Origin of the sequence: Falsiroseomonas oleicola (assembly GCF_019029495.1) — a bacterium.
Lineage (GTDB): Bacteria > Pseudomonadota > Alphaproteobacteria > Acetobacterales > Acetobacteraceae > Falsiroseomonas > Falsiroseomonas oleicola.
On the sequence record NZ_JAERQM010000002.1, the window covers coordinates 254876 to 265470 of the forward strand.

10 protein-coding genes are annotated in these 10595 nt (G+C 68.3%); 6 read left to right on the top strand and 4 right to left on the bottom strand.

What is annotated here, in order from left to right:
• Nucleotides 1-55: 55 nt before the first annotated feature.
• The 5 genes from JJQ90_RS08080 to JJQ90_RS08100 all read left to right on the top strand — a co-directional run bounded on the left by JJQ90_RS08080 (nt 56) and on the right by JJQ90_RS08100 (nt 4843).
• On the top strand, nt 56-1081 hold the full coding sequence (locus tag JJQ90_RS08080; RefSeq protein ID WP_216874212.1) for an amino acid ABC transporter substrate-binding protein: 1026 nt from the start codon (nt 56-58) through the stop codon (nt 1079-1081).
• Nucleotides 1082-1188: 107 nt separating this feature from the next.
• Entirely contained in the window at nt 1189-2391 is a 1203-nt protein-coding gene (locus JJQ90_RS08085; protein ID WP_216874214.1) for an amino acid ABC transporter permease, read from the top strand.
• A 1-nt stretch (nt 2392) separates the two neighbouring features.
• Nucleotides 2393-3724: an amino acid ABC transporter permease gene (locus JJQ90_RS08090; protein WP_216874216.1), complete on the top strand. Its 1332-nt coding sequence runs from the start codon at nt 2393-2395 to the stop codon at nt 3722-3724.
• Nucleotides 3721-4452: an amino acid ABC transporter ATP-binding protein gene (locus JJQ90_RS08095; RefSeq protein ID WP_216874218.1), complete on the top strand. Its 732-nt coding sequence runs from the start codon at nt 3721-3723 to the stop codon at nt 4450-4452. Before JJQ90_RS08090 ends, JJQ90_RS08095 begins: the two co-directional genes overlap by 4 nt.
• A gap of 79 nt (nt 4453-4531) precedes the next feature.
• The gene (locus JJQ90_RS08100) at nt 4532-4843 is read left to right on the top strand and encodes a chorismate mutase (RefSeq protein WP_216874220.1); all 312 of its coding nucleotides are present in this window, start codon (nt 4532-4534) and stop codon (nt 4841-4843) included.
• 97 nt (nt 4844-4940) lie between these two features.
• Here JJQ90_RS08100 and JJQ90_RS08105 read toward each other — a convergent pair whose 3' ends face one another.
• The 4 genes from JJQ90_RS08105 to JJQ90_RS08120 form a co-directional block, all read right to left on the bottom strand.
• Nucleotides 4941-5888, bottom strand: a complete 948-nt coding sequence (locus JJQ90_RS08105) for an isocitrate lyase/PEP mutase family protein (RefSeq protein ID WP_216874221.1) — start codon at nt 5886-5888, stop codon at nt 4941-4943.
• 104 nt (nt 5889-5992) lie between these two features.
• Nucleotides 5993-7210, bottom strand: coding sequence for an amidohydrolase family protein (locus JJQ90_RS08110; RefSeq protein WP_216874223.1), 1218 nt, complete (start codon nt 7208-7210; stop codon nt 5993-5995).
• 10 nt (nt 7211-7220) lie between these two features.
• Nucleotides 7221-8195: a Bug family tripartite tricarboxylate transporter substrate binding protein gene (locus JJQ90_RS08115; protein ID WP_216874225.1), complete on the bottom strand. Its 975-nt coding sequence runs from the start codon at nt 8193-8195 to the stop codon at nt 7221-7223.
• 139 nt (nt 8196-8334) lie between these two features.
• Nucleotides 8335-9711: an FAD-binding oxidoreductase gene (locus tag JJQ90_RS08120; RefSeq protein WP_216874227.1), complete on the bottom strand. Its 1377-nt coding sequence runs from the start codon at nt 9709-9711 to the stop codon at nt 8335-8337.
• 65 nt (nt 9712-9776) lie between these two features.
• Here JJQ90_RS08120 and JJQ90_RS08125 point away from each other — a divergent pair, with 65 nt between their 5' ends.
• A complete protein-coding gene (locus JJQ90_RS08125) occupies nt 9777-10535 on the top strand; it encodes an alpha/beta hydrolase (RefSeq protein WP_216874229.1) in 759 nt (252 codons plus the stop codon).
• Nucleotides 10536-10595: the final 60 nt, after the last annotated feature.

Here is a 10595-nt window from a genome sequence, read left to right on the forward strand (position 1 = left end):
GGGCCATGGCACGCCACTTGCAGGGCTTCAGTTCGGTATCTGGGAGAATGAAGGAATGAAATTCGGTGTTTCGCTGCTCATGGCAGCGGCGACGATGTTTGGCGTGGTGGCGACCGCCTCCGCCCAGCAGACGCTGCAACAGGTGCGGCAGCGCGGCAGCCTGAACTGTCAGGTCGGGCTGCCCACCCCGGGCTTCTACGCCCTGGCGGCGAATGGCACCTGGTCGGGCATGGATGTCGATGTGTGCCGCGCCGTGGCCGCCGCGATCTTCGACGATCCCAGCAAGGTGCAGTACCAGTCGGTGACCTCCGCGGTGCGCTTCACCTCGCTCGCCAATGGCGAGAGCGACATGCTGTCGCGCACCACCACCTGGACCGCGGTGCGTGACGGCCAGCTCGGCCTGGAATTCGCCGGCGTGAATTTCTACGACGGCCAGGGCTTCGTGGTGCCGCGCGCCTCCAACATCACCTCCGCCCGGCAGCTCGATGGCGCGACCATCTGCGTGCTGACCGGCACGACGACGGAGCTGAACCTCGCCGACTATTTCCGCGCCAACAACATGCGCTTCACCGCCGTGACGAATGAGAACGTCAACGTGCTGGTGGAGACCTATCTGGGCGGCGGCTGCGACGCCTATACCAACGACAAGTCGGGCCTGGCCGCGCGCCGTTCCGCCTTCCCGACCCCGAACGACCACATCATCCTGCCGGAGACCATCTCCAAGGAACCGCTGGGTCCCGTGGTGCGGCATGGCGACAACAACTGGGGCGATATCGTCCGCTGGGTGCTCTACGGCATGATCGAGGCCGAGGAGATGGGCGTCACCTCCGCCAATGTCACGCAGATGCTGCAATCGCCGAATCCCGGCATCAAGCGGCTGCTGGGCGTGGAGGGCAATGTCGGCCAGGGCATGGGCCTGCCGGCCGATTTCATGGTGCGGGTGCTGCGCCATATCGGCAATTACGGCGAAACCTATGAGCGCAATGTCGGCGCCAATACGCCGATCGGCATTCCGCGGGAACGCTCGCTGAACGCGCTCTGGACCAATGGCGGCATTCTCTACGCCATGCCGTTCCGCTGAGGCGCCTTCGCTTCCCACAGGACGTGCCGTGAGAAGCTGAGGCCGGGGGCCGCGCGCGATGCGCGGCCCTTCCGGGACGGCCTCGCACGGCCCAGGCAGGGCTGACCATGTCCCAATCCACCGCCATCCGCCGCCCGGCCACGCCGCCCTTGCGCCTTGGCACGCTGGCCAATGACGCGACGGTGCGCTCGGTCTTCTACCAGGCCGTCACCTTCGTCTGCGTCGTCGGGCTGATCTGGTACCTGGTGTCGAACACCATCGCCAATATGGCGACGCGCGGCATGTCCGCGGGCTTCGACTTCCTCGATGTCTCCGCCGGCTTCAACATCGCCTTCACCCTGATCCCGTATCGGGAGGGTGACAGCTATCTGCGCGTCTTCCAGGTGGGCATCGCCAATACGCTGCTGGTCGCCGCCATCGGCGTGGTCTTCGCCAGCATCCTCGGCCTGGTGGTGGGGCTTGGGCGGCTTTCGACGAACTGGCTGATCCGCACGCTGGCGCGCTGGTATGTCGAGATCCTGCGCAACACGCCGCTGCTGCTGCAGATCATCGCCTGGTATTTCGGCGTCTTCAACCTGCTGCCCTTGCCGCGCGCCAGCGTGGATCTCGGCGGCGTCATGTATCTGAACAATCGCGGCGCCTATTTCCCCGCCCCCGTGCCGGGCGAGGGCTTCGGCCTGGTGCTGCTGGCGCTGGTCGCTGCCCTGATCGGGGCGGTGCTGCTGCATCTCTGGGCAAGGCAGCGCTTCCGTGCGACGGGGCGGCCCTTTCCCTCCGTGCTCGTGGGAATCGCCTTGGTGCTGGTGGCGCCGACGCTGGTCTATCTGCTGCTGGGCGCGCCGCTCACCTGGGACTGGCCGGTGCTGCGCGGCTTCAATTTCCAGGGCGGCTTTTCGGTGCCGCCCGCCTTCTGCGCATTGGTGGTGGCGCTGTCCATCTACACCTCCTGCTTCATCGCGGAGATCGTGCGCGCCGGCATCCAATCCGTCGGCCATGGCCAGACGGAAGCCGCGCGGGCGCTGGGCGTGAAGCCTTCCCGCACCATGCGCTTCATCATCCTGCCGCAGGCGATGCGCGTCATCATCCCGCCGCTGATCAGCCAGTATCTGAACCTGACGAAGAATTCCTCGCTGGCGATCGCCATCGGCTTTCCGGATCTCGTCAGCGTCTGGATGAACACCTCGCTCAACCAGTCGGGACGCGCGATTCCGATCGTCGCCATGACCATGGGCTTCTACTGCGTGGTCAGCCTGGCCGTGTCCTTCGTGCTGAATTCCTACAATCGCCGCATCCTGCTGAGGGAACGCTGAGATGTCGGACGCGCCGCTGGTCTTCGCACCCCGCCCCGCCGATCCGCCGCCGCCTTCCACCATCGGCGTGGTCGGCTGGATGCGGGCCAACCTGTTCTCCTCCGTGCCGAATGCCATCCTGACCTTCCTCGGCATCTACATCTTCTATGTCGTGGTCAGCGCCATCGTGAACTGGGCGCTGGTGAATGCGGTGTGGGAGGCAGAGAATCGCCGGCAATGCCTCGACATGGTCGGCCGTTCCGGCGCCTGCTGGCCGGGTGTCGCCGCCTGGATTCCGAACCTGATCTACGGGCTGTATCCGAAGGACCAGGTCTGGCGGATCAATACCGGCTTCCTGATCCTGATCGCCTGGGCCGTGCCGCTCTGGCTGCCGCGGGTGCGGTCGAAGGTCGCCATCGGGCTCAGCCTGGTGCTGGCCTATCCCTTCCTCGCCTCCTATTTCTTCCATGGCGGCCAGCAGACGCTGGTCTGGACCGCGCTGATCGCGCTGGGCGCCACGGCCTTCGCCTGGACCTGGTTGACCAGCCTGGCGGAGATGCGCTTCGGCCTCGGCTTCGGGCCGCTGGTGGCGCGGCTGTTCGGCGCGGCGGATGACGAAAGGGCGCGCCGCATCGGCTGGGGCGCGCTGGCGGCGCTCTATGTGCTGACCTTCGTCATCGTCTCGCAGCTCGATTTCGTGGAGGTGCAGACGCGCTTCTGGGGCGGGCTGTTCCTGACGCTGGTGATCTCCGGCATCGGCATCGCCTTCTCCCTGCCCGCCGGCGTGGTGCTGGCGCTGGGGCGGCGGTCGGAGATGCCGCTGATCCGGGTGTTCTGCGTGACCTTCATCGAGCTGTTCCGCTCCGTCCCCCTCATCACCATCCTGTTCATGTTCAACACCATGCTGCCGCTGTTCCTGCCGGAGGGTGTGGAGGTGAACCGGCTGCTGCGCGCCATCGTCGCCGTCTGCCTCTTCGCCTCCGCCTATATGGCGGAGATCGTGCGCGGCGGGCTTCAGGCGATCCCGAAGGGGCAGTATGAGGCGGCCGCCGCGATGGGGCTGGGCTTCTGGCAGTCCACCTCCCTCATCATCCTGCCGCAGGCGCTGCGCATCATGATCCCCTCCATCGTCGGCAACTTCATCGGCCTGTTCAAGGACACCACGCTGGTCTCCATCATCGGGTTGTTCGACCTGCTCAGCATGTCGCGCGCGGTGGGGGAGGATACACGCTGGCTCGGCCTGTTCATCGAGCCCTTCTTCTTCATCACGCTGATCTACTTCGTCTTCTGCTTCCTGATGTCGCAATACAGCCTGAACCTGGAACGCAGGCTGGGGGAGGGGCAGCGCCGATGAGTGCCGCGATCGAGCTTGTCGGCGTCAGCAAATGGTATGGCGGCTTCCAGGCACTGAAGGGGCTGGACCTGACCGTGGCGGAAGGGGAGAGGGTGGTGGTCTGCGGGCCATCGGGGTCCGGCAAATCCACCATGATCCGCTGCATCAACCAGTTGGAGCGGCACCAGAAGGGCGATATCCGCATCCATGGCCAGGCCCTGACTGGCGAGCCGAAGCGGGATGCGCCGATCCTGCGGGAGACGGGGATGGTCTTCCAGTCCTTCAACCTGTTCCCGCATATGACGGTGCTGGAGAACTGCACCTTCGCGCTGTCCTGGGTGAAGCAGATGCCGCTGGCGGAGGCGGAGGCCATCGCCATGTCGCATCTGGAACGGGTGCGGATTCCCGAACAGGCGAAGAAGTATCCGCTGCAGCTTTCCGGCGGCCAGCAGCAGCGGGTGGCCATCGCCCGCGCGCTGTGCATGGCGCCGCGCATCATGCTGTTCGACGAGCCGACCAGCGCGCTGGACCCGGAAATGATCAAGGAGGTGCTGGAGGTGATGGTGGAACTCGCCGGCACCGGCATGACCATGGTCGTCGTCACCCATGAGATGGGTTTTGCGCGCACCGTCGCCGACCGGGTTGTGTTCATGGACCAGGGCGAGATCGTGGAGCAGGCGGCGCCGGAGGTGTTCTTCTCGGCCCCCCGCTACGACCGGACCCGGCTGTTCCTGAGCCAGATCCTGTAGGGGAGCCTGGCTTCCCCTCAGGCCGGGCGGTCTGCTACGCCTTCAACCTCAGTTCCAGGCGAGAAGGCGGCAGCATCCCATGCCCAACGAAACCGCGACCGAGCCGGCCGCACCGGAGGATCTCTGGCGACTGCGCAGCAGTCTCGACAATATCGACACGGCCCTGGTCGCCATGCTGGCGGAACGTTTCCGGGTGACGCGGGAAGTCGGCCATCTCAAGGCCCGCCACCGGCTGGATGCGGTGGATGTGGCGCGGGAGGAGGCGAAGGTCGCCCGCCTGCGCGAAACCGCCGCCCGCGCCGGCCTGGATGAGGATTTCGCCGAGGAGTTCATCCGCCGGGTAATGGCGGAGGTCGTCCGCCAGCACCGGGAGATCGCCCAGAAGGGCTGAAAAGCCCGGAAAAGCCCTCTCCCCCTGACAGGGGGAGAGGGTTGGGTGAGGGGGGAAGTGCAGGACAGCAAACGCGTTCGCGTCTCGCTACGACCGCTCACCCCTTCGCGGGCGTCTCGACCCGCAAATACCGATCCTCCAGCGCCCGCCAGGTGGCGTTATCAAAAAGCTCCCACAGCTTGCCATGGCTGTACATGCGGTCCGCCATGGCGTTGGAGGAGCCGGTCTCCTTCAGGGAAGCCAGCATCTCCATCCCCGCCTTGGCGATCAGCCGGGTCATGGCATTGGGGTAGATCGCCAGCCGGAAGCCGAGTTCCGTCAGCCGCTCGGCCGGCAGGATCGGGGTCTTGCCGCCTTCGACCATATTCGCCAGCAGCGGCACGTCCGGGAAGGCGCGGCCCACCTCCTCCAGCTCCGCCTCGGATTGCGGGCTCTCGACGAAGATCACATCGGCCCCGGCCTCCCGGTACTGCCGGGCGCGGCCGATGGCGGCGGCCAGGCCTTCGCCGGCGCGGGCATCGGTGCGGGCGATCACCACGAAATCCGGGTCCCGCCGGGCTTCCACCGCGGCGCGGATGCGCATCTGCATGTCGGTGGCGGAAACCAGCTTGCGGCCGGGCTCATGGCCGCACTTCTTCGGCCATTCCTGATCCTCGATCTGGATGGCGGAAACGCCCGCACGCTCATACTCCCGCACGGTGCGGATGACGTTCAGCGGGCCGCCATAGCCGGTGTCGCCATCGGCGATGACGGGAATGGAGACCACGTCGCAGATGCGGCGGATGCGGTCGATGATCTCGCCGAAGGACAGCGCCGCCACATCCGGCGCGCCCAGCGCGCTCATCGAGATGCCGGCGCCCGTGATGTACAGCGCCGGGAAGCCGGAGGCATCGACCAGCCGCGCGGTGACGCAGTCGAAGGCGCCGGGGGCCAGGAACAGCTCCTTCCCCGCCAGCAATTCCCGCAGCCGGCGGTTGCGGCCCGGCGCGTCGGCGAAGCCGATGGGCAGGATGGGGCCGGTGGGGGGCTGGTTGGCGTCGGGCATGGCGATTCCTCCTGGACAGGGCGCGGGGCGACGGATGCTGGACCCGCGGCGTTGCCATCCTACTGCCATGCAACGGGCGGGGGACCCAAGCCCCCCATGTGCCTTCAGTCGCAGCGGAACCGGCTCGGCGCCCCCGCGCCGCAGCAGGAAAAGAAGGCCGGCCTGGCCGGTGGCGGGGTCTGGCCGCTGCGGCCGGAAACCAGGTCCACCCCATCCACCAGCACATGGCTGATGCCCGGCAGGTCGCCATGCGCCACGGCATCCGCCACCGTGGTGCCGGCCGATCCGGTGATGCTGCCGCAGATCACGATATCCGCCGGCCGCCCGACCTCCAGCCGCCCCACATCCAGCCCATGCGCCGCCGCGGTATTGCCCGTGCCGACGGCGATGGCCTGGCCCGGTGTCAGCTCGCAGATGGAGGCGAGGTAGAGCAGGTTGCGCAGCATGCCGCGCGGGATCACCCCGGTGCCGCCCGGCGTATCGGTGCCCAGCGTCAGCCGGTGCAGCTCCCCCTTCTCCCGCAGCAGCCGCACCAGCAGGGCGGTGGAGCGGTAATTGCCGGAGGTGCAGACCTCCAGCGCGAAACCGGTGCGGGCGACCACCTGCTCGATATCCACGTCGCTCATCGGAATCGGCCCGCCGCTGACATGGGCGGCGACATCCGGCTGCAGCCAGGACAGCGTGTCATAGCCGCAGACGGCCGAGGCGCCGGAGCGGGAGACGCCGCCGGTATGCACCTTCACCCTGATGCCGCGGGCATGGCATTGCGCGACATAGCGCAGCGCCTCCGTCCGATCCTCGCCGAAGGGGTAGAACAGGAATTTGGCGAAGCGCACGCCGGCCGCGGCCAGGCGGTCGAAATGCGCCTCCTCCATCCCCGGCACCAGCAGCACCGTGCCGGCGCTGAGCTTCACGCCGGACCAGCGCACGCGGCCGGTGGTGGCGCTGGTGACGATGGCGATGGAGGTGACCAGCTCCGCCGAGAGATTGCCGTAGTCGAGGCCGGGGATATGCAGCTCCCCGGCCGAGACCATGCTGGTGGTGCCGCCATGCAGGTAGTTGCCGATCCAGCCGATGGCGTCCTGGGTCGGCGTCCATTCGCCGAGCACGGGATGCACATGGCCATCCACCAGGCCGGGCAGCACCGCACCGCCGGCGGCATCGATGACGCGCTCGCAGGTCGGGCGCGCGGCCTCCACCGCCGCCGGGTCGAGGGCGGCGATGCGACCATCCTCGATCAGCAGGCTGGTCAGGGCGGCGGTCGGCGCGGCGATGTCGCCCGTGAAGAATTCGCCGATATTCTCGATGATGAGGCGGGACATCTCCGCGCCCTCAATTCGTGGGCCGCGGCTGGGCGGCGGCGATGGCGCGCCAGCGCTCATATTCCGCGCGCACGAAGGCGATGGCCTCGGGGCGGGAGGACAGCACTACGGCATTGCCGGTCTGGGCGAAGGTGGCGACGGTCGCGGGGTCACGCAGCGCCGCCTCCAGCCCCTGCCGCAAGGCCACGAGCGTTGTCTCCGGCACGCCGGTCGGGGCGAAAAGTCCGAGCCAGATATCGACGACGAAATCCGGCACGCCGCCTTCCGCCATGGTCGGCAGTTCCGCCAGCAGCGGGCTGCGTTCCGCGCCCGTGGTGGCCAGGCCGCGCAGGCGTCCATCGGCGATGAGGCCGCGGGCGCCGGCGATGCTGCTGAACACGCAGTCGACGCGGCCGGCGATGATGTCCGGGAAGGCGGCGGCGACGCCGCGATAGGGCACGGCGGTCATGCGCAGCCCCTGCTGGCGGCCGAACAGCTCCGCCGCCAGATGCGTCATGGTGCCGGCGCCGGGGGAGGCGAAGGTGACCGGCTCCGCCCGGCTGCGGGCCAGCGCCACGAACTCGGCGAGTGAGGTCACGGGCAGGTTGGGGCCGACCGCGACAACGAGTGGCGAGGCGCTGATCATGCCGACCACCTGGAGGTCCGCGGCGAAGTCATAGGGCAGGCTGGGCAGCAGGAAGGGATTCACCACGATGGCGGAATCCGAGACCAGCAATGTGTGGCCATCCTTCGCCGCCTTGGCGACCACATCGGTGCCGACCACGCCGCCGCCGCCTGCGCGATTCTCCACCACGACCGTCTGGCCCAGAGGGCCGGCAAGGCCGGTGGCGAGGATGCGGCCGACCGAATCGACGATGCCGCCCGGCGCGATCGGCACGACCAGGCGCACCGGCCGGGTGAAGACCTGCGCCGTCGCGGGCGAAACGGTACAAGCCAGTGTCGCCGCCGCGCCGGATACGAGAAGACTGCGTCGCGAAACCAGCATGGTGATGTTCCTGCCTTGAAATATCAGGCGAGAATTCACGCCACCGCTGCGTGCGTCAAGAAATAATTATCAGGACATTATCTGTCCGGGATTGAATTGTGCGCATCGCGGATTTGCCATTTCGGCAATCCTGCGGCGATCATCCCGCCTTGCGGAAGCGCCAGCCATCCGTCGGCAGGGCGGAGGCCACGGCCTCCGCTTCCATCTGCCCGGGGTTCAGCAGGTGGTGCGGGTCCATCTCCCGCTTGAAGGCCAGCTCCCGCGCCCCGATGGACTTGATGCCGACGCCGCGCAGCCCGGTGGTATGGGAATTGGCGATCTGCGCGCCCTCCGCCTGCATCGCCTGCACCAGCTCCGCCATCTGTGCGGGATCCTGGAAGGGGATATAGGGCGAGCCGAGCCCGACCACCTCGCCATCCGAGAGGAAGATCTCGCTGCGCATCGGCCCGACATGGCCCAGGCGGCGATGGATGCGGGTCAACGTCTCCAGCAGCCCATCGGCCGGGAACATGCCTTGCAGCACCGTGGTCTGCGGATGGGATTTCTGGATCTGGCGCAGCCCGTGCCCATAGGCGAATTCATAGATCGGCGCGCCATAGGGGCCCTCGCCCTCGGCATGGTCCGCCAGCAACGTGCCGCCGAATTCGGCGATCATGTCATCCGCCGCATCGCGGGTGGAGGGGGCCAGCATGGTGAAGACCGCCGTCATCCCCGCCGGCACCAGCCCGCCCAGGGCGCGCATCATGGCGGGTGCCGGCGCTTCGTGGATGGAGATCAGCTTCTTCAGGATGCCGGCCTCCTTGCCCAGCCGCACGCCGAAGCGGGCGGCGCTGGGATAGTCGGGGAAGGCCAGGATCACCTCCCGCCACGCCCAGGCCGGGGCGAGGGGCAGCTCCACCTCCGTGATGATGCCGTTGGTGCCATAGGCGTGGTGCACCAGCTCCACGTCCCGGCCGCGCAGTTCCAGCGTGCGGGGCTTGTCCTCGATGCTCAGCATCTGCAGGGCGGTGATATTGCCGCGGTCGCGCAGCATGCCGAAGCCGCAACTGCCCATGCCGCCCGACCCGCCGGCGATGAAGCCCGCCAGCGTGCTGGCCTTGCGGGTGGAGGGATGGATCCGCACCTCCCACCCCCGCGGCCGTAGCGCGGCATCCAGCAGGTCCATGCGGATGCCGCTGCCGCAGCGCACCCGGCCATCCCGCTGCCACAGGATGCCGTCCAGGCCGCGCAGGTCGAGCAGGATGCCGCCGGCCAGGGGCACGGACTGCCCGTAATTGGCGGTGCCGCCGCCGCGCGGCACCAGCGGGATGCGCAGCCGCACCGCCTGCTGGATCACCCGCAGCAGCTCCGCCCGGTCGCGCGGCGCGACGATCAGGTCCGCCGTCTTGCCGGCCAGGGCCTTCCGCAGCAGGGGGCTGACCGCGAAATTGTCGCGGGAGCGCAGCCGGATCTCGGCGCCATCCTCGATCACCGGCACATCGCCGATCGCGGCCATGAATTCGCCGATGGCATACATGCTGCTTGTCCTGTCGCTGCGACCGGCCAGCGGCAAGCAAGCCCCATGCCGGCGGAGAGGCGCGCATGGTCATCGAGGATGTCCCCTACCACCCGGACGGGCTGCTGGCCCGGATCTACCGCCCGGAGGGGCCAGGCCCGCATCCGGCCGTGGTCTCGGTGCATGGCGGTGCCTGGACCTTTGGCGACCGGATGATGAATGCGGCGCTGGATGGCGCATTGGCGGAGGCCGGGGTGCTGGTGATGGCGCCGGAGATGCGCAAACCGCCGGCGCATCCCTATCCGGCCTCGATCGAGGACATTCTGTGCGCCATCCGCTGGCTGAAGGCGCAGCCGGGGCTGGGGCCGGTGGGCGGGCTGGGGACATCCAGCGGCGGGCATCAGGTGATGCTGGCGGCGCTGCGGCCGGGGGGCGATGCCGCACTGGCCTTCGTCGCGGTCTGCTGGGGGGTGCTGGACCCGCTGGCGCGCTACCGCATGGCGCAGGCGCGGCAGGCGGAAAAGCTGCTGGCGGCGCATCACGCCTGGTGGCCGGACGAGGCGGCGATGGAGGATGGCAGTCCGCAGCACATCGTGGCGCGGGGGGAGGCGGTGCCGCCGCCGACGCTGCTGATCCAGGGCACTGCCGATGCCAATCTGACGCCGGACATGGCCGAACGTTTCGCCGAAACCTGCCGCGAAGCGGGCGGTGCGGTGGAACTGCGGCTGTTTCCGGGCCGGGGCCATCTGTTCATCACGGAGGACCCGCAGGCGGCGGATTCGCGCGCGGCGATCGCCGCGATCGCCGGTTTCATCCATGCCCAGGCCGCGGTCACTCCGGCCTGAGGGCCGCCGCGCATTTGCGCAGCCATCGGGCCGCATGGCGGTGATGCGGGCCTGTCCTGC

Excerpts from the sequence above, each read along its gene's own strand:
- JJQ90_RS08115 (WP_216874225.1), bottom strand. The coding sequence starts at position 8,195 with ATGCTGGTTTCGCGACGCAGTCTTCTCGTATCCGGCGCGGCGGCGACA.
- JJQ90_RS08100 (WP_216874220.1), top strand. The coding sequence starts at position 4,532 with ATGCCCAACGAAACCGCGACCGAGCCGGCCGCACCGGAGGATCTCTGG.
- JJQ90_RS08125 (WP_216874229.1), top strand. The coding sequence starts at position 9,777 with ATGGTCATCGAGGATGTCCCCTACCACCCGGACGGGCTGCTGGCCCGG.
- JJQ90_RS08105 (WP_216874221.1), bottom strand. The coding sequence starts at position 5,888 with ATGCCCGACGCCAACCAGCCCCCCACCGGCCCCATCCTGCCCATCGGC.
- JJQ90_RS08090 (WP_216874216.1), top strand. The coding sequence starts at position 2,393 with ATGTCGGACGCGCCGCTGGTCTTCGCACCCCGCCCCGCCGATCCGCCG.
- JJQ90_RS08095 (WP_216874218.1), top strand. The coding sequence starts at position 3,721 with ATGAGTGCCGCGATCGAGCTTGTCGGCGTCAGCAAATGGTATGGCGGC.
- JJQ90_RS08080 (WP_216874212.1), top strand. The coding sequence starts at position 56 with ATGAAATTCGGTGTTTCGCTGCTCATGGCAGCGGCGACGATGTTTGGC.
- JJQ90_RS08120 (WP_216874227.1), bottom strand. The coding sequence starts at position 9,711 with ATGTATGCCATCGGCGAATTCATGGCCGCGATCGGCGATGTGCCGGTG.
- JJQ90_RS08110 (WP_216874223.1), bottom strand. The coding sequence starts at position 7,210 with ATGTCCCGCCTCATCATCGAGAATATCGGCGAATTCTTCACGGGCGAC.
- JJQ90_RS08085 (WP_216874214.1), top strand. The coding sequence starts at position 1,189 with ATGTCCCAATCCACCGCCATCCGCCGCCCGGCCACGCCGCCCTTGCGC.